Genomic DNA, 18,294 nt, shown 5'->3' on the forward strand with positions numbered 1-18,294 from the left:
GGGGGCCTTCCGCCGCAATGGCGAAGGGGGACGCGGCTTGCTATATCTCGCCTTGAGGTGAGGACCCGCGATGACGCCCTATGACTTCAAATACCCCGATACGCGCCGCCGGCGGTTCCGTCCGATTCCGGTGCGGATGCTGGTGCCCAACGTCATCACGCTGCTGGCGATCTGCGCCGGCCTGACCTCGATCCGGCTGTCGATCGAGGGGCGGATGTCGCTCGCGGTCTATGCCATCGTGTTCGCGGCCGCGCTCGACGGTATCGACGGGCGCATCGCGCGCATGATCAAGGGCCAGTCCAAGTTCGGCGCCGAGCTCGACAGCCTCGCCGATTTCGTCAATTTCGGCGTCGCGCCAGGGTTGATGCTGTATTTCTGGCAGCTGCACGAGCTCGGCAATGCCGGCTGGATCGCCGCCATGGTGTTCGCGATTTCCGGCGGCCTGCGCCTGGCGCGCTTCAATGCCACCATGGACGACCCGAACAAGCCGGCCTTCGCTGCCAATTTCTTCACCGGCGTGCCGGCGCCGGCCGGCGCGATCACCGTGCTGCTGCCGATCTATGTCGCGTTCCTCGATCTCGGCCGCTGGCCCGCAGGGTTGACCGCCGCCTACACACTGCTGATCGCCTTCCTGATGGTGTCGCGCCTGCCGGTGTTCTCCGGCAAGACCAAGCGCATGCGCGTGCCGCCGGAGCTGGTGCTACCGGCGTTCGTCGCGGTGATCGTCTTCATCGCGCTGCTGATCGCCTATCCCTGGCACGTGCTATCGATTGGCACGGTGCTGTATCTTCTCGCTTTGCCGCTCGGCTACAAATCCTATCGCGACCAGGCCCGCGCGATGGACGCCACCGCGCCGTCGGGAGGCGAGGTCACCTCGCCGCCGTCGGCGCCGACGCTGGCGAATTTGTCGGAGCCGCCCAACGACGACGACGATCGGCCCGGACGGCTGCACTGAGCGGCCACACGCGGATATCTGCCATGAGGCCCCCCGAGTTGGGTTAAGGCCTGATCTCGGCTATATCGCCCTGTGCCGGCGGCATCGCGCCAACAGCGACCGCCAATCTGGGAGAGAACGCCGTGACTGATAAAGCGACCGGGCCGCTGCCCGCTTCCGTCCTCGAAGCGCTGGGCCGCTACGACACGCCGACGATCTGCAATGCCATGGAGATCGTGGCGCCCGAGCGCCGACTGATCGGCTACACCACCAAGCAACTGGTCTGCCCGTTTCCCGACCTGCCGCCGATCGTCGGCTATGCCCGCACGGTCGCGATCCGCTCGGTGCTGAAATCCTCGCTTCCGGCCGAAGAGCAGTCCAGGCGCCGCATCGAATATTACGAATATGTCGGCACCGGCCATGGTCCGCGCATCTCGGTGATCCAGGACATCGACGGTCCCGACGTCGGCTACGGCGCGTTCTGGGGAGAGGTGCAGAGTAACGTGCACAAGGCGCTCGGTTGTCTCGGCGTCATCACCGACGGCTCGATCCGCGACATTCCGCAATGGGCGCCGGGCTTCCAGGCGCTGGCCGGCTCGATCGGCCCGTCGCACGCCTGGGTGCATGCGGAAAGCTTTGGCGGCGAGGTTCGCGTTGCCGGCATGACCGTGAAGTCCGACGACCTGATCCATGCCGACCAGCACGGTGCGATCGTGATCCCGCTCGACATCGCCGCAAAGCTGCCGGAGGCCGCCGAGCTCTGCGGCCGCCGCGAGACGCCGATCCTGGAGATCGCCCGCAGTCCCGACTTCTCGCTCGAGAAGCTGAAGGCCGCGCTGAAGCGCTCGGCGGAGATTCACTGAGGGGGGATAGGCCGCCTAAGGCTGCGACACCGGCCGTGGGCCCCCCTGTTCCGTCAGAAACAGGGCGGCCTGATCCGGCTCGCCGAACACTGCAGCGGCGCACCCGATCAGGGTGAAGCCGCCTGCAAGGTCCCACAGCGTGATGTCCTCCGTATTGTCCGGAAGGTGGATCAAGCGCGCTGCGATCACCGCGAAGGCGGCCTCGGCAAACAGCACGAGGCTGAAGGCCGGTAGAACGAGTTCCGGCTCGAGCAGGTGGAGCGCCAACACCGCAGGCAGCGCGGTGAGAAGACTGAACAGCGTCAACATTGCAAAACGGCTCCCGCGATGGAGCATGCTGCAGGGCTAGAATAGCAGTCATCCCTGGTTCCGCCCCCGTGGCGCAGGGCCGCAGCCGGAGGACGCACGATGAAGATGAATGGCAAGACGATCCTGGTAACCGGCTCGACCGACGGCGTCGGCCGCTACGTCGCGCGCCGGCTGGCCGAAGACGGTGCAAGGGTCCTGATCCATGGCCGCGATGCGGCGCGTGCGAAGGTGTTGAGCGACGAGATCGCGAAAGCCGGCGGTGCCGCGCCGACCTTCTATCAGGCCGATCTGTCGTCGATGTCGGGTACGCGTGCGCTCGCCGAAGCGCTCATCCGCGATCACCAGCGTCTCGACGTCTTCGTCAGCAACGCCGGCATCGGTTCGCAGAACGACGGCCCGCAGCGGCAAGTTAGCGCCGACGGTCACGAGCTGCGGTTTGCCGTAAACTATCTCTCGGGTTTCTTGCTGGCCCATCTGTTGCTGCCGCTGCTGAAGTCCGCGGCGCCGTCGCGGATCGTCAACGTCGCCTCCCTCGGCCAGCATCCGATCGATTTCGATGACGTCATGATCACGCAGGGCTACAGCGGTTCGCGTGCCTATGCACAGAGCAAGCTCTCCCAGATCATGTTCACCATCGACCTCGCGGACGAACTGAAGGGCGCGGGCATCACCGTGAATGCGCTGCATCCGGCGACCTACATGAACACCACGATGGTGCGCGCCGGCGGCGTCACGCCGATCTCGACGGTGGAGCAGGGCGGCGCGGCGATCCTGCGCCTCGTCGAGGGTGACGATGTCGCAGGCAAGAGCGGGCTGTTCTTCAACGGCATGAACGAGGCGCGTGCCAATCCGCAGGCCTACGATGCAGCTGCCCGCAAGCGCCTGCGCGAACTGAGCCTGAAGCTGACGGGCCTGGCACGCTAGCGCGCCGCAATCATGGTTAGCAAAGTGTTGAAATTCGTGTCGGCCATCGGCAAAGCCGGCCTCATCCCGATGCGCTACGCCGGTCTGGCGCGCCGGCTCAACTTAACCTTTACGCGGCTTTAAGGGCGGCACTCTAGGGTTTCCGATGCGGTTCGGGGTTGGGCCGCGCCAGCGGCCAGGACGGCCGTTGTTGCGTACGCGTTGGAGTATCCCATGGATATCATGACGAGCGTCGGGCTCATTGCGGGCATCATCGTCATCACGATGATGATCTTCATGGGCGGCGACCTTCACATGTTCATCTCCGAACATGCCATGATCATCATCTTCGGCGGCTCGATCTCCGCCACCATGATCCGCTTTCCGCTCTCGGCGCTCCTGCACGGCCTTCCGCTCGGCGCCAAGTTCGCCTTCACCATGAGCCGCCTGTCGGCGCACGACCTCGTCGACGAGCTCGCCCGCATCGCCGAGATCGCCCGCAAGCAGGGCCCGGTGGGTCTGGAAAAGGTCGAGACCGACGAGCCCTTCCTCGCCAAGGGCATCCGCTACGTCGCCGACGGCTACGACCTCGACTTCATCCGCGACAATCTCGAGCGCGACCGCGACAACTTCCTCATGCACCTCGACGAGGGCAGCAAGATCTACCGCGCCATCGGCGACTGCGCTCCGGCCTTCGGCATGATCGGCACCCTGATCGGCATGGTGCAGATGTTCGCCAACATGACCGACCCTTCCAAGCTCGGCCCGTTCATGGCGACCGCGCTGCTCGCCACGCTTTACGGCGCGCTGGTCGCGAACCTGTTCTGTCTGCCGATCGCCGACAAGCTGCACGGCAAGCTGCTGGACGAGGAGACCAACCGCACGCTGATCATCGACGGCATCCTGATGATCCGCGACTCCAAGAGCCCGACCCTGGTGCGCGAAATGCTGCTGGCCTACCTGCCGGAGAAGCATCGCCACGCCGAGGGCGAGCCGGTGCCGGCGTAAGTCCGCCCGCCGGGATTTGAGACATGGCCAAGAAGAAACGCGGCGATGCCCATGGAGGCGGTCACGGCTGGTTCGTGACCTTCGCCGACCTCATGGGCCTGATGATGAGCTTCTTCGTGATGCTCGTGGCGTTCTCGACGCAGGACGCCAACAAGCTGAAGATCGTCGCGGGATCGATGCGCGACGCCTTCGGCGTGCAGAGCGAAGCGCGCTATGCCGGCATCGTCGAGTCCGACGGTTTGCCGACCCGCCCGCGGCTGAAGAACGTCGACCATATCCAGCCCGAGGATGCCTCCAACACGCCGACGCCGGACCAGGAGGATCGCGACCGCACGTCGGGCGCGAAGATCAAGGTCGACCGCAATTTCGCGCTCGCCGCAGCCTCGCTGCGCCAGGCGTTGCAGGACATGCCGGAGCTGACCGAGATGTCCAAGCATATCATGTTCGAGGAGACCAAGCAGGGTCTCAATCTGGAGATTGTCGACCAGGACGGCCGTTCGATGTTCGCCGACGGCTCCAAGGTGCCCTATGATCGCACCCGCCGTCTGGTCGAGAAGCTCGCGATCCCGCTCAAGGCCACGCCGCTGCGCGTCTCCATCGCCGGCCACACTGCGGCCGGCTTCGTGCCGACCCGCAGCGACTACGGCGCCTTCGATCTGTCGGCCGACCGCGCCAATGCCGTGCGCCAGATCCTCGAACGCGAGGGCCTGCCGCCGTCGCACATCTTCGCTGTCTCCGGCAAGGCGGACACCCAGCCGCTGTTTCCGGACGATCCTTCGCTCGCGGCCAACCGGCGGGTGACCATCACCCTGATGCGCGAAGATCCGCCGCTGCCGCCGAATCTGAAGCCCTAACCCCCTTGCGCTACCATCTTACCTGAGGCATGTCGTCGCGCTGGCGATGAGCGTGGCTGCGGCGTCACAGCATCCAGCTCGGCGCCTGCTATGGTGGTGCGCCGATTGACAGGCGCGCCGGAAGCGTCAAAAGGCGCCGGATCAATTCCAGGGAAGAAGCGTTTTCCACCCTCATGACGGCGAGCATCACACAGGCCGAGACCCAGGACGGGCCGGTCACTTCAGGCTTTTGGTCCCTTACGCTCGGGAGCATCGGCGTCGTCTTCGGCGATATCGGCACTTCGCCGCTCTACGCATTCCACGAGGCTGTCAGGGGCGCCGCCCATGGCGAGCCAGTCTCGCGGGTCATGGTTCTCGGCGTGCTCTCCCTGATCCTGTGGGCGCTGCTGATCGTCGTCACCGCCAAATACGTGCTGCTGCTGCTGCGGGCCGACAACAACGGGGAGGGCGGCACGCTCTCGCTGATGGCGCTCGGGCAGCGCGCGCTCGGGCGGCGGAGCTGGTTCCTGCTCGCCCTCGGTGTGGTCGGCGCCTCCATGTTCATCGGCGATTCCATGATCACGCCGGCGATCTCAGTGCTATCGGCGGTCGAAGGCCTGAAGCTCGCAACCCCCGCGTTCGAGCATTACGTCGTGCCGCTCACGGTCCTTATTCTGGCGTTGCTGTTCGCGGTCCAGAGCAAGGGGACCGCGCTGGTCGCCTCGGCCTTCGGGCCGGTGATGGTGATCTGGTTCACCGTCATCGCCGTGATGGGAGCCGTCCACATCGCCGACGATCCGTCCGTGCTGGCGGCGATCAATCCCTATTACGCCGTGCAGTTCGTGCTGTCGCACGGCACGATTGGTCTTGTGACCCTCGGCGCAGTGTTCCTGGCGGTGACCGGGGGCGAGGCGCTCTATGCCGATCTCGGCCATTTCGGCCGCAAGCCGATCCAGTCGGCCTGGATGTTCTTCGTGCTGCCCGCGCTCTTGATCAACTATTTCGGGCAGGGCGCGCTGGTGCTGTCCGATCCCAGCGCGATCGAGCACTCGTTCTATCGCATGGTGCCCGAGAGCCTGGTGCTGCCGCTGGTCGGGCTTGCGACCGCCGCGACGGTGATCGCGAGCCAGGCGGTGATCACCGGCGCCTATTCGCTGGTCTATCAGGCGGTACAGCTCGGTCTCTTGCCGCGCTTCGAGGTCCGCTACACCTCCGAGACTCACGCCGGCCAGATCTACCTGCCGCGGGTGAACCGGCTGCTGCTGATCGGCGTGATGCTGCTGGTGCTGCTGTTCCACACTCCCAGCAATCTGGCCTCGGCCTACGGCATCGCAGTCTCCACCACCATGGTCGCCGACGGCATCATGGGCTTCATCGTGATCTGGAAATTGTGGAATTGGCGCGCTGCCACGGCTGCGGCCGTGATCATGCCCTTCGTCATCGTCGATCTGAGCTTCTTCAGCGCCAATCTCTTGAAGCTGCTTGAGGGCGCCTGGGTGCCGCTGCTGTTCGGCGTGGCCATGGCGGGAACGATCTGGACCTGGCGGAAGGGCTCCGGAATCCTGATCCAGAAGACGCGCCGGATCGAGGTGCCGCTGGACGATCTGATCCGCAGCCTGGAGAAGCGGCCCCCGCACATCGTCAAGGGCACCGCGGTGTTCCTGACCAGCGATCCCTCCTTTGTGCCGACCGCGCTGCTGCACAATCTCAAGCACAACAAGGTGCTGCACGAGCACAACGTGATCCTGACCATCGAGACCGCGCATACGCCCCGGGTCGATCTGGCGGAGCGTTTCCGTATGGAGAAGATCAGCGACAAGTTCTCGAAAGTCCGCCTGCGCTTCGGCTACATGGAGCAGCCGAACGTGCCCAAGGCACTTGCGATCGCGCGCAAGCAGGGCTGGCAGTTCGACATCATGTCGACGTCATTCTTCGTGTCCCGGAGGTCGCTGAAGGCGTCGGCGCAGTCGGGCATGCCGCTCTGGCAGGACCATTTGTTCATCGCGCTGAGCCGGTCCGCCAACGACGCCACCGATTACTTCCAGATCCCCACGGGACGGGTGGTTGAAGTCGGAACCCAAGTCACCATCTAGAACGCAACTGCCTTAGTCATGCAAATTTGCATGTCTAAGCCCCGGAATCGGGCTAGGCTATGCCGGTAGCGCAGGACTATAAGCCGCGCGCTCTTCCGCCGTTGTGCAGTGAAGCATTTTAGAGGCCACTGGGCTCTCCCATGACAAGCGATGTAGTGATTTCCGCCCCGGAAACGGCGGCGGCCAATGGCCATGGCGAGGCCCACACCACCGCCCGTTTCGGTGCGCTGACCCTCGGCAGCATCGGCGTCGTCTACGGCGACATCGGCACCAGCCCGCTCTACGCGTTCCGCGAGGCGGTGACGGCGGCCTCGGGCACCGAAGGGCTCGCGACGCCCGCGGCCGTGCTGGGCGTGCTCTCGCTGATCCTGTGGGCGCTCATCGTCGTGGTGACGCTCAAATATGTCGTGATCCTGCTCCGCGCCGACAACAACGGCGAGGGCGGCACGCTGGCGCTGATGGCGCTGGCCCAGCGCGCGGTCGGCACCGGCGGCACCACCATCGTCCTGCTCGGCATCATTTCCGGCGCCTTGTTCTACGGCGACGCCGTGATCACGCCGGCGCAATCGGTGCTGTCGGCCGTCGAAGGCATGAAGGACATCACGCTCACATTCGAGCCTTACATTGTTCCGCTGACTTTGGTGATCCTTGTCTGCCTGTTCGCCGTGCAATCGCGCGGCACGGCGAGCGTCGCGGCGTTCTTCGGTCCGGTCATGTGCGTCTGGTTCGCGGCGATCGCGATCGCCGCGGTCGGTCCGATCATGCGGCAGCCGCTGGTGCTGCTGGCGCTGAACCCGCTCTACGCCGTGTCGTTCATGATCCACCACGGCATCATCGGCTTCGTGACGCTGGGCGCGGTGTTCCTGGCGGTGACCGGCGCCGAGGCGCTCTATGCCGACCTCGGCCATTTCGGCAAGCGGCCGATCCAGACCGCCTGGCTGTTCGTCGTGCTGCCGTCGCTGGCGCTGAACTATCTGGGGCAGGGGGCACTCGTCCTGGATGATCCCGGCGCGATCGTGAGCCCGTTCTTCCAGTTGTTTCCGCAAGGCTGGATCCGGGGCGCAATGGTCCTGCTTGCTATCATGGCCACCGTGATCGCGAGCCAGGCGGTCATTACCGGCGCCTATTCGCTGACGCGCCAAGCGATCCAGCTCGGGCTGCTGCCGCGCTTTGAAATTCGCCATACATCCGAAGCCCATTCCGGCCAGATCTTCATCCCGCGCATCAACCAGCTGCTGCTGGTCGCCGTGATACTGATGGTGCTCTTGTTCCGTTCCTCCAGTGCGCTGGCGTCCGCATATGGCATCGCCGTCACGGGGACCATGGTGGTGACGGCGATGATGGGCTTCGTCGTGATCTGGAAGGTCTGGCGATGGTCGCCGTTCACCGCGGCCGCTCTGATTGCGCCGTTCCTGTTCCTCGACCTGACCTTCCTCGCCGCCAATTTGCTGAAGGTATTCGAGGGCGGATGGGTGCCGCTCGCGCTCGGCACGCTCATGATCATCCTGATGTACACGTGGCGGCGCGGCAGCCGGCTCTTGTTCGAGAAGTCGCGCAAGCTCGAATTCCCGCTGGCCGACCTCGTCGCGATGCTGGAGAAGCGGCCGCCGCAGCGGGTGCCGGGAACCGCCGTGTTCCTGACCTCCGACCCGCTCAGCGCGCCGACGGCGCTGATGCATAGTCTGAAGCACTACAAGGTGCTCCATGAGAAGAACGTCATTCTCACCATCGAAACCGCGCAGACCCCCCGCATCGATCCGGCCGAGCGGGTCAAGCTGGAGCAGATCTCGCCGACCTTCTCCAAGGTGACGCTGAAGTTCGGCTTCATGGAATCGCCCAACGTGCCGAAGGCGCTCGCCATCGCCCGCAAGCTGGGCTGGCAGTTCGACATCATGTCGACCTCGTTCTTCCTGTCGCGCCGGGCGCTGAAGCCTGCCGTCCATTCCGGAATGCCGCGCTGGCAGGACCGGCTGTTCATCTCGCTCAGCCGGTCGGCCAACGACGCCACGGACTATTTCCAGATCCCCTCTGGCCGCGTGGTCGAGGTCGGAACGCAGGTGACGATCTAGGCGGCCGAATCAACGCCGCACTTCAAGTCGCTGCGATTTAGCTTTAACTTGCGCCGCGCGGCTCAAGCCTTTGTAGCGCTTGATTTTCGTGAGCCGAGAGGCGAGGTTGCCGCCGGCCGGGATAGGTCCGGCTGGCACGCGCGACGTTGGAGGATGATGTGGCAAACCAGGTGCAGGATCTGACCCCGGAAGAGGTCTCCAAGGGTGTCGCGGAGGGCCGCTATCTCCTCGTCGACGTGCGCGAGCCGAACGAGGTCGAAGCCGAGGCCTATCCCTACGGCGTCGTGGTTCCGCTCTCGACCTTCGATCCCAAGGCGATCCCCGATCCCCAAGGCAAGGACGTCGTGTTCGCCTGCCGCTCGGGCAAACGCTCGGTGACGGCCTCGCTCGCGGCGCAGGCGGCGGGCCTGCCTTACGACAAGCATCTGGCCGGCGGCATGCTCGGCTGGAAGGCGGCGGGGCTTCCCAGCAAGGTCGGTGGCTGACCTCGCGATGACGTCCAAGAGCTCCTCGCTGAACAAGGTCTTCGCCGACCTTCCCGTCACCATCTTCGAGGCGATGTCGCAGGCCGCGCGCGACAATGCCGCCATCAATCTCGGCCAGGGCTTTCCCGACGATCCGGGCCCCGAGGACATCCGCCGCGCCGCGGCCGAGGCCTCGCTGAACGGCTACAACCAGTACCCCTCGATGATGGGCCTGCCGGAACTGCGCCAGGCGATCGCGACCCATTACGGCCATTGGCACGGGCTCAAGCTCGATCCGATGAGCGAGGTGATGGTGACCTCCGGCGGCACCGAGGCGCTGACCTCGGCCATCCTCGCGGTGGTCCAGCCCGGCGACGAGGTGGTCTGCTTCCAGCCGGTCTACGATTCCTATCTGCCGATCATCCGCCAGGCCGGTGGCATTCCGCGCCTCGTACGGCTCGAGCCGCCGCACTGGCGGCTGAATGAGGACATGCTGAAAAGCGTCTTCAATTCAAAGACCAAGGCGGTGCTGTTCAACAACCCCTTGAATCCTAGCGCGGTGGTTTTTCCGCGCGAGGATCTCGAGCTGCTCGCACGCTACTGTCAGGAGTTCGACGTCATCGCGATCTGCGACGAGGTCTGGGAGCACGTCACCTTCGACGAGCACAAGCACATCCCGCTGATCACCATTCCCGGCATGCGCGAGCGCACCATCAAGGTCGGCTCGGCCGGCAAGATCTTCTCGCTGACGGGCTGGAAGATCGGCTTCGTCTGCGCCGCGCCGCCGCTCTTGCGCGTCGCAGCCAAGGTGCACCAGTTCCTGACCTTCACCACGGCGCCGAACCTGCAGGCCGCCGTCGCCTACGGCCTCGGCAAGCCGGACGAATATTTCCTGTCGATGCGGAAAGACCTGACGCGGAGCAGGGACCGCCTGACCAAGGGGCTGGAAAGCCTCGGCTTCCCCGTGCTGAAGTCGCAAGGCACCTACTTCCTCACCGTCGACCTGTCGCCGCTCGGGCTCAACGAGAGCGACACCGAGTTCTGCTGGCGGATTGTCAAGGACTACAAGGTGGCGGCGATCCCGGTGTCGGCGTTCTACGAGCAGGACCCCGTGACCTCGGTGGTGCGCTTCTGCTTTGCCAAGAAGGACGAGACGCTCGACACCGCGCTGGAGCGGCTGTCGGACGCGGTGCGTGGACGCAAGAGGTAGAGATGACCAATGTCGGCCGCTCCGGGATTTGCCGTGCTTTTGCAATCGCCGCCGCGCTGACGTTGCTTTCCGCTCCCGTCAGGGCCGAGGAGCGGGTCGTCAATTTCTACAACTGGTCCAACTATATGGCGCCGGATGTCCTCGAGGCCTTCACCAAGGAGACCGGCATCAAGGTCGTCTACGACACCTTCGATGCCAACGAGACGCTGGAGACGCGCCTGATGGCCGGCAAGTCCGGCTACGACGTCGTGGTGCCCACGGCCTATTTCCTGCAGCGCCAGATCAAGGCCAACATCTTCCAGACGCTCGACAAGGCGAAGCTGCCGAACCTGGAAAATGCCTGGCCGATGGTGACCAAGAACCTTGCGACCTACGATCCCGGCAACAACTACGCCGCCAACTACATGTGGGGCACGACGGGCATCGGCTACAACGTCGCCAAGGTGAAGCAGATCCTGGGGCCGGATGCCAAGATCGACAGCTGGGACATCGTCTTCAAGCCGGAGAACCTCGCCAAGTTCAGAGACTGCGGCGTGCACATGCTCGACTCCGCCGACGACGTCTTTCCGGCGGCGCTGAACTATCTCGGGCTCGATCCGAACTCGACCAAGCAAGCCGACCTTGAGAAGGCCGCCGATGTCGTCGCAAAAGTCCGCCCCTTCGTGCGCAAGTTCCACTCGTCTGAATATCTGAGCGCGCTCGCGACCGGCGAGATCTGCTTCGTGGTCGGCTGGTCCGGCGACATCATGCAGGCCCGCGCGCGTGCTGCCGAGGCGAAGAGTGGCATCGAGATCGGCTACGCCATTCCGAAGGAGGGCGCACAGATGTTCTTCGACAATCTCGCGATCCCCGCGGATGCGAAGAACGTGAGGGAAGCCTACGAGCTGATCAACTATCTCTATCGGCCCGATGTCGCCGCCAAGAACTCGGACTTCCTGTCCTACGCGAGCGGCAACCTCGCCAGCCAGAAGCTGGTCGATCCGAAGATTTTGAACGACAAGAACATCTATCCGGACGAGGCGACGCTCGCAAAACTGTTCGTCATCACGGCGCGCGAGCCGGCGACCCAGCGCATCATCAACCGGCTCTGGACCAAGGTGAAGACGGGGCGGTGAGGGGCATTCGTCGCTCCGCTCTTCGCAATGACGGCGTAACTACCGCCACCTGCGATGCAGCCAGAGCCACTGCTCGGGATGCTCGCGCACCCAGCCTTCCACCACGCTGGTGATTGCCTGGGTCGTGCCCTGGATGTCGATCTTGCCGTCGGCGTCGCGCACCGGCTTGACCTCTTCGGTGAGCTCGCCTCGAAAGCGGCCATCGGGCAGGCGGATGATGCGGACGCCGTGGATCGGGCATTCGACCTGGCGCAAGAGGCGGGCCAGCATCGGGTTGGCGCGGGTCTTGCGGCCGAAGAAGGTGACCTCGACGCCGGCGGTCAGATACTGGTCGATCAGCATGGCGACATGCTTGCCGTCCTTGAGCGCCTGCGCGAGCCGCAGCGGCGCGTCGCGGCCCGCCGGGATCAGCGTGCCCATGTTGACCTGGCGCATCTCCTGGATGATGCGGTCGGCGGAGGCGATGTTCGGCCGGCGATAGAGGATCGCGGTATCCAGCTCATGCGCGACGGCAGCGAGCGCCGGCAGCTCCCAATTGGCGAGATGCGCGGCAAAGATCAGCGCCGGCTTGCCGTCGTCGCGAATCTGGTCGAACAGCTCGATGCTGCGCGGCGACAATTCGATCCGGCTTTTTTCCGGATGGTCGCGATCGTAATCCCAGACATGGTCGATATGGGCGAATTCGGCACCGACGCGGCCGAGATTGTCCCAGACGCCCATCAGGATGGCTTCGATCTCTTCGGCCGACTTCTCTGGAAACGCCGCGGTGAGGTTGGCGCGGCCGATGCGGTGCTCGCGCAGGCGCGGGCCGATCAGCTTCACCACGCGCGCGAAAAAGTCCGAGGTCTTGGCCGGATCGAAATAGCGCGTGGTGCGCAGCATGCCCACGGTGGCGGCGCCGATCAGGCTGCCGCCGATCGATTTTGCAGCCTCCCGCGCGCGGGCCTTCGTCCTCGCAGGAAGCAGCGCCATGCGTCCGGTCAGGCCGGTTCGCGGGTCAGGATCAGCGAGGCGTTCTGGCCGCCGAAGCCGAACGAGTTCGACATCACCGCGGTGACGCGGGCGTCGCGCGCCTTGTTGCCGACGACGTTGAACAGGATCGTGGGATCCGGCGTCTCGTAGTTGATCGTCGGCGGGATGCGCTGATGCTCGAGCGTCAGCAGCGAGAAGATCGCCTCCACCGCGCCGGCCGCCGAGATGGTGTGGCCGACCATCGACTTGTTGGAGGTCACCGGAATCTTCTGCGCGAGCTCGCCGAACACGGCCGATGTCGTGTTGAACTCCATCTTGTCGTTCTCGGGCGTCGCGGTGCCGTGCGCGTTGATGTGGTCGATCTGGTCCGGCGTCATGCCGGCATCGGCCAACGTCTTGTTCATGCAGCCGATGATCGGCTTGCCGTCGGGCGAAGAGCGGGTGCGATGGAAGGAATCGGTGAGCTCGCCGCAGCCGGCGATCACGCCGAGAATCTTTGCGCCGCGCGCGGTGGCGGCCTCAAAGCTTTCCAGCACGAGCGCGCCGGCGCCTTCGGCCATGACGAAGCCGTCGCGGTTCTTGGAGAAGGGGCGGGAGGCCGCCTGCGGCGGATCGTTCTGGGTCGACAGCGCCGAAAGCAGCGAGAAGCGTACCAGGGCTTCCGGATTCACGGTGCCGTCGGTCGCGACGCACAGCGCAGCGTCGGTCTCGCCGCGGCGGATCGCCTCGACGCCGAGCTGGATCGAGGTGGCTCCGGACGCGCAGGCCGTCGACAGCGAGATCGGCGAGCCCTTGGTGCCGAAGGTCTCGGCGAGATGTGCGGCTACCGAGCCGAACATGAAGCGGTGATGATAGGCGCTGTACTTGCCGCCGCCGGAGATACGCAAGAGATCGTCATAGTTGAAGTCGAGCGCGCCGACGGCGCGGCCGAGCTCGCGGCGCTGCGGCCATTCGACCTCGACCGGCGCAACCGCGAGGAAGAGGGGCCCCGGGAAATCGGCCTTGGCGCCGATGCCGGCCTGCTCGAGCGCTTCCTCCGTCACGAGCTCAGCCATCCGCTCGGACAGGCCGGTGGAGGAGAACGGATCGACGCTGACGAAATCGACAGTGCCGGCCATCGTGGTCTTCAGGCCGTCGACCGGAAAGCGCGTGATGGTGCGGATGCCGGATTCGCCGGCAACGAGCTTGGCCCAATTGTCGGCCTTGCCGGCACCGAGCGAGGTCATGATGCCCATGCCGGTGACGACGACGACGGGGCGCCCGAGTTTATCGCGTGGTGCAGTCATGTCGATTCCCCCGGGTGAGCTAGCTAACTGCCTCGACCAGCGCCATGCCTTCGCCGCGCCAGTGTCCGGCTCCCACCACCACAATCTGGGTGGGCGCTCCCTGCATTTCAATCTCGGTGCCGGTGGAATCGTTCGGCGGGAACAGCGCACCGCGCGAGATCGACAGCGCGGCGAGCGCGATGCCGAGCGGGAATTGCGTCTCCATGGTGTGGCCGAACATCGTGCCGGTCGAACGCACCGGGAAGTCGGCATGGCCTTTCAGGAAGTCGCGCTCCTCCGAGGTCGCCGGCTCCGCACCGGTCGCGCCTGAGATGATCGCGCCTTTGCCTTCGCGCCTGGGCAGCTTGGCCCACAGCTGCTCCAGCGTCGCGGCCATGTCGCCGGGCTGCTTGCGCCGGGCGAGGTCGGCGACCACGCTCGACAGTCTTGCGAACGGCTTTGCGCCGCGCGCTTGCGCGTGCGCTTTCGACTCCAGCACCAGGAAGGCGCCGGCAGATCCCAGCGCGAAGCCAGCGTGGTCCTTGCGCGCCCAGACCGGAGCGAACTTGTCCTTGAGGTTGAAATCGCCGAATTCGTAGAGGACGAGCAAATCCTTGCGCTCGCCGTTATGCGAGCCGCCGACCAGCGCGATGTCGCTCTCGCCCGAGGCGATGCGTGCAAGCGCGATGCGGGCGGCATCGGCGCCGGCGACCTCTTCGCCCATGAAAGTGCGCGAGGTGCCGCCAAGTCCGTGCACGATGGCGATGTTTCCCGCGAGCAGGTTGGAGAGCTGCGCCAGGAACAGCGTCGGCCTGAGATCGCTCATCAGCCGTTCGTTGAGGAAGCCGGGCGCGTTCGCCCCCTTGGCCTCGGCCGTCAAGACGCCGGTGTCGACGTTGAGATCGCGCTCGCCGCCGCCTGCGGCCACCACCATGTCGATCTTCGACAGGATGTCCTTGTTGCCCTTGATCCCGGCGGAATCGAGCGCAAGGCCGGCGGCATAGGTGCCGATGCGCTGCCAGGCTTCCATCTGGCGCTGGTCGCCCTTCTTCGGGATCTGGCTGTCGAAGCTAACAGGCGTCAAGGGATGCACGACGTAGGGCGCAAAGCCCTTCTCGTCGACATTGATGCGCTTCTCGGCAAGCGCGGCCCAGTTGGCGTCCAGGCCCTCGCCGAGCGAGGTCGCGAGTCCAATGCCGGTGATCCAGACTTCGGTCTGGCCGGGCTTCGAAGCAGTGTCAGTCATGGCGATACGGCCTGTTGCGGAAAGCCGACGCGCTCGGCGACTTTCGCCATGTAGCCGCGCATATCCGCATTGGGGAAGGGGATCAGCGTGAAGGTCAGCGCCGAGTTCGCGCGCAGCTTGCCGCCGACCCTGATCTTGGCTTCGGTCATGGCATAGCCGGAGCCTTCATGGACGAGGCTCGCCTCGATGCTCATGAGATCGCCTGGGAAGACCGAGCCGCGGACCTTGGCCTCCTTCACGGCGGCAAGGATCGGCATGCGCTCGAACTTGAACACGCCGAGTTGAAGCCAGCCCGAAGCCTGCGCCATCGATTCGATCAGGAGCACGCCGGGCATCAAGGGGTAACCCGGGAAGTGCCCCTCGAAGATGGTGCTCTCCTGCGGGACCTGCGCTTCGACGACGATCGTCTTCTCGTCGACCTTGAGGTCGACGATGCGATCAATCATGTGGAAGTATTCGAGTTGCATGACCGCGCGCTTAGGCGCTCGCGCCCTTGGCCGCAACCAGTTCGTCGATGCGGGCGCACAGATTCTTCAGCACGAAATACTGCTCGGTGGTCGCCTTGCCGTCGTTGACCTCCTGGGTCCACTTTTCCAGCGGGAGCTTGATGCCGAACTGCTTGTCGATCGCAAACGCGATATCGAGGAAATCGAGGCTGTCGATGCCGAGATCGTCAATGGCATGACTATCCGGCGTGATCGTGTCGCGCGGGATGTCGCAGGTTTCAGCGATGATCGTGGCGACCTGATCGAATGTGGAAGACATCACTAAGCCTTTGATATATTGCGGATATTTGTCAGATGATCCAGAGTGGCACGGTGGGTGGGCATCGCGCCCCTGATGACGCCCTCAAACCCCCCTCTGGCCGGGTCGAAAGCCCGTATATCGGAGCGCCGCCCTGAGTTCAATGGAGCCGGGCAGGCGGCGAGAGAGGGCTGGGGATGCCCCGCTGGAGTCCCTTGCCCGCCGGGGCCGGGGCGAGGCGGGCCTAGATATGTGGCGTCGTGATCTTGACGCAGTCGCGACGGCCCATCAGCACGCAATCCTGGGTCCGGCGCAGGTCGGCGATGCTGACCGCGAGCCAAATTCCGATTGCGGTCAGCGCGATGGTAAAGGCCAGCGCCGCGATGTTGGCGAGCATGCGATGGCGGAAATCGTCCGGCTCGGCGCGGGGCTTCTCGTAGCGCGACAGGTCGAGTGGTTCGGGGGCGACTCGCAACGGCTGCACGGTGCCGCTACCGCGGTGGACCGTCGGGGAAGGCGAGGTGCGCGGCCTGAACTGGAGCACCCGGTGCTCGTCGTCAGAGCTTATGGGCCGCTGGGTAGTCATGGGGCGGGGATCACTCCGAAGCAGCGATTTTAGATAGCACACGGGATGAACGTGTTGCAGAAAATCTTCGCAATGCCAGCGTGCATTTGTGCGCTCGCACTATTTGTGCATGGACGGTGGGAAGCAACCGCGGAACCAGCCGTCGTGTCGGCGGCAGAGATGCAGGGGTTGCGCTGCAACACAGAGGTAGCAAGCCAAGGACTTCACGCCTTCGTTCCCCTCTACATCGGCTTGTGATCTCCGCGTCCTTCCGAACACGTTTTGCCGCCGCAAGGCCCATGTCATAGTCGGGGGAACCTGAACCGTCAGCTGCATCCATGCGAGGGGCCTTCGACCATGACCACGACCAACGCGCGTGAGCCGAGAGTGCACCCGGTCCCGATCCTGTCGCTGCGGCCGACGCAGATGACGGTCGGCATGCGCGAGGTCAAGGAGAAGCGCAAGCGCTGGCGCGAGCATGACAAGAAGAAGCAGGCCGATCTTCTCGGCAAGCACATGATCCCCGTCGTCTACGGCCCCGACGCGCGGTACTATGTGATAGACCATCATCATCTCGGCCGCGCGCTGCACGACGAAGGCGTCAAGGAGGTGCTGGTGACCATCGTCGGCGACCTCCGCATGGTCGAGCGCGAGGCCTTCTGGGGCGTGATGGACAACAAGCGTTGGGTCTATCCTTACGACGCCAAGGGCGAACGGCGACAGTTCCGCGACCTGCCGAAATCGGTTGCCGATCTCAAGGACGATCCGTTCCGCAGCCTTGCCGGCGAATTGCGCCGCCTGGGCGGCTTCGCCAAGGACACCACGCCGTTCTCCGAATTCCTCTGGGCCGATTTCCTGCGCCGAAAAGTCTCGCGCAAGGCGGTGGAGGCTGATTTCGACAAGGCGATCGAGAAGGCGATGTCGGCGGCCAAGAGCAAGGATGCGATTTACCTGCCCGGCTGGTGCGGTCCGGAGGACGATGATTAGGCGCAGCGGGAACCGCGTGCTGTGATGCCTCAGCAGGGCGTTTTCATCTTCACGATGATGGCGGCAATCGCGCCGCTCATTGCCCTTCTCCGTCGGGATGGGCGGGCGCTGGGCTGGAGCTTGCTGGCCGTCGTTCTGGTGTGCTGGCTGGCCAGCTATCCATACTTGGTGCCAGTTGCGATCCTGCTCATCATTGCGTCGTTCGGATTGGCGTGCGGCGGATTGAGCTTGCGCCTGCCGGCCGTCTCAGCGGAGACGTCTCTCTGGATACGGACCATAGCGCTCTATTCGCTGTTCTTCGCCATTACCGGATATGCGCTGAATCTATTCCTCAGCTACAACTGGGCGCCTCCAAGAATCCTGGCGGAGCCGCTTGCCTCGCCTCTGAATGACCGTGATGGTCCAATGACGGCGACCCTGAATGCGCAGTTCCCGGAAGGGACCGACGAGGCAGTGTTGAGAGCATCCTTGCTGAAAGATGGTTTTTCGGACGTCGCGCGGCCGCGCCCGTTGTGCAGGTTGCCGGAGATACGGCCGGGATCGATGCGCCGCTACGGATCATGCCCTGCGGGTTCACGGGAGATGACTTACGAGTACCGCGGGCCGGTCAATTTCGTCTGCGGATCTACGCACGTCTCGGTGAAGTGGTCGGCCAATCCAGATGGAAAGATCGTGGGGCTCCAGGCGACCGGATATACCCCGTGCCTCTGAACG

19 protein-coding genes are annotated in these 18,294 nt (G+C 64.7%); 12 read left to right on the top strand and 7 right to left on the bottom strand.

All coding sequences use genetic code 11. From position 1 onward, the window contains the following. The first annotated feature begins 70 nt into the window (after window positions 1–70). Window positions 71–955: a CDP-alcohol phosphatidyltransferase family protein gene (locus BM190_RS04925; protein WP_018320936.1), complete on the top strand. Its 885-nt coding sequence runs from the start codon at window positions 71–73 to the stop codon at window positions 953–955. Between the two features lie 122 nt (window positions 956–1,077). Then, window positions 1,078–1,797: an RraA family protein gene (locus tag BM190_RS04930; protein ID WP_028145264.1), complete on the top strand. Its 720-nt coding sequence runs from the start codon at window positions 1,078–1,080 to the stop codon at window positions 1,795–1,797. A gap of 15 nt (window positions 1,798–1,812) precedes the next feature. Here the strand turns inward: BM190_RS04930 and BM190_RS04935 are convergent, their stop codons facing one another. Continuing rightward, on the bottom strand, window positions 1,813–2,106 hold the full coding sequence (locus tag BM190_RS04935) for a hypothetical protein (protein ID WP_092252435.1): 294 nt from the start codon (window positions 2,104–2,106) through the stop codon (window positions 1,813–1,815). A gap of 99 nt (window positions 2,107–2,205) precedes the next feature. Between BM190_RS04935 and BM190_RS04940 the strand changes: the two genes are divergently transcribed. From BM190_RS04940 to BM190_RS04975, 8 genes are all read left to right on the top strand, one after another. Beyond that, window positions 2,206–3,030 (top strand): SDR family NAD(P)-dependent oxidoreductase, encoded by an 825-nt coding sequence (locus tag BM190_RS04940; RefSeq protein ID WP_092252437.1) that lies wholly within the window; start codon window positions 2,206–2,208, stop codon window positions 3,028–3,030. A gap of 213 nt (window positions 3,031–3,243) precedes the next feature. Continuing rightward, window positions 3,244–4,017, top strand: coding sequence for a motility protein A (locus BM190_RS04945; RefSeq protein WP_018320941.1), 774 nt, complete (start codon window positions 3,244–3,246; stop codon window positions 4,015–4,017). A gap of 23 nt (window positions 4,018–4,040) precedes the next feature. After that, complete coding sequence (locus BM190_RS04950; protein ID WP_018320942.1) at window positions 4,041–4,871, top strand: OmpA/MotB family protein; 831 nt, start codon at window positions 4,041–4,043, stop codon at window positions 4,869–4,871. A 173-nt stretch (window positions 4,872–5,044) separates the two neighbouring features. Beyond that, window positions 5,045–6,943, top strand: coding sequence for a potassium transporter Kup (locus BM190_RS04955; RefSeq protein WP_018320943.1), 1,899 nt, complete (start codon window positions 5,045–5,047; stop codon window positions 6,941–6,943). Between the two features lie 140 nt (window positions 6,944–7,083). Next, window positions 7,084–9,012, top strand: a complete 1,929-nt coding sequence (locus BM190_RS04960; protein ID WP_092252439.1) for a potassium transporter Kup — start codon at window positions 7,084–7,086, stop codon at window positions 9,010–9,012. A gap of 158 nt (window positions 9,013–9,170) precedes the next feature. Then, entirely contained in the window at window positions 9,171–9,497 is a 327-nt protein-coding gene (locus tag BM190_RS04965; RefSeq protein ID WP_177236917.1) for a rhodanese-like domain-containing protein, read from the top strand. A gap of 7 nt (window positions 9,498–9,504) precedes the next feature. Next, window positions 9,505–10,686: an aminotransferase gene (locus BM190_RS04970; RefSeq protein ID WP_092253042.1), complete on the top strand. Its 1,182-nt coding sequence runs from the start codon at window positions 9,505–9,507 to the stop codon at window positions 10,684–10,686. Between the two features lie 2 nt (window positions 10,687–10,688). Beyond that, window positions 10,689–11,801: a polyamine ABC transporter substrate-binding protein gene (locus tag BM190_RS04975; protein WP_092252443.1), complete on the top strand. Its 1,113-nt coding sequence runs from the start codon at window positions 10,689–10,691 to the stop codon at window positions 11,799–11,801. Window positions 11,802–11,840: 39 nt separating this feature from the next. On the opposite strand, the gene BM190_RS04980 is transcribed toward BM190_RS04975, so the two are convergent. The 6 genes from BM190_RS04980 to BM190_RS05005 form a co-directional block, all read right to left on the bottom strand. Beyond that, complete coding sequence (locus BM190_RS04980; protein ID WP_092252445.1) at window positions 11,841–12,773, bottom strand: lipid A biosynthesis lauroyl acyltransferase; 933 nt, start codon at window positions 12,771–12,773, stop codon at window positions 11,841–11,843. A gap of 8 nt (window positions 12,774–12,781) precedes the next feature. Continuing rightward, complete coding sequence (locus tag BM190_RS04985) at window positions 12,782–14,059, bottom strand: beta-ketoacyl-ACP synthase (RefSeq protein ID WP_018320949.1); 1,278 nt, start codon at window positions 14,057–14,059, stop codon at window positions 12,782–12,784. A 19-nt stretch (window positions 14,060–14,078) separates the two neighbouring features. Beyond that, the gene (locus BM190_RS04990; RefSeq protein WP_018320950.1) at window positions 14,079–15,284 is read right to left on the bottom strand and encodes a beta-ketoacyl-ACP synthase; all 1,206 of its coding nucleotides are present in this window, start codon (window positions 15,282–15,284) and stop codon (window positions 14,079–14,081) included. Next, window positions 15,281–15,751 (bottom strand): 3-hydroxyacyl-ACP dehydratase FabZ family protein, encoded by a 471-nt coding sequence (locus BM190_RS04995; RefSeq protein ID WP_092252447.1) that lies wholly within the window; start codon window positions 15,749–15,751, stop codon window positions 15,281–15,283. Before BM190_RS04995 ends, BM190_RS04990 begins: the two co-directional genes overlap by 4 nt. A 10-nt stretch (window positions 15,752–15,761) precedes the next feature. Next, a complete protein-coding gene (locus BM190_RS05000; RefSeq protein ID WP_007592476.1) occupies window positions 15,762–16,049 on the bottom strand; it encodes an acyl carrier protein in 288 nt (95 codons plus the stop codon). A gap of 223 nt (window positions 16,050–16,272) precedes the next feature. Next, entirely contained in the window at window positions 16,273–16,614 is a 342-nt protein-coding gene (locus tag BM190_RS05005; protein ID WP_018320952.1) for a hypothetical protein, read from the bottom strand. Window positions 16,615–16,950: 336 nt separating this feature from the next. Between BM190_RS05005 and BM190_RS05015 the strand changes: the two genes are divergently transcribed. Both BM190_RS05015 and BM190_RS05020 read left to right on the top strand, forming a co-directional pair. Continuing rightward, window positions 16,951–17,580, top strand: coding sequence for a ParB-like protein (locus BM190_RS05015; protein ID WP_092252451.1), 630 nt, complete (start codon window positions 16,951–16,953; stop codon window positions 17,578–17,580). Between the two features lie 24 nt (window positions 17,581–17,604). Then, window positions 17,605–18,291 carry a hypothetical protein gene (locus BM190_RS05020; protein WP_092252453.1) on the top strand — a complete coding sequence of 229 codons (687 nt, stop codon included), beginning with the start codon at window positions 17,605–17,607 and terminating at the stop codon, window positions 18,289–18,291. Window positions 18,292–18,294 lie beyond the last annotated feature (3 nt).

Source organism: Bradyrhizobium sp. Rc3b (assembly GCF_900114915.1).
Classification (GTDB): domain Bacteria; phylum Pseudomonadota; class Alphaproteobacteria; order Rhizobiales; family Xanthobacteraceae; genus Bradyrhizobium.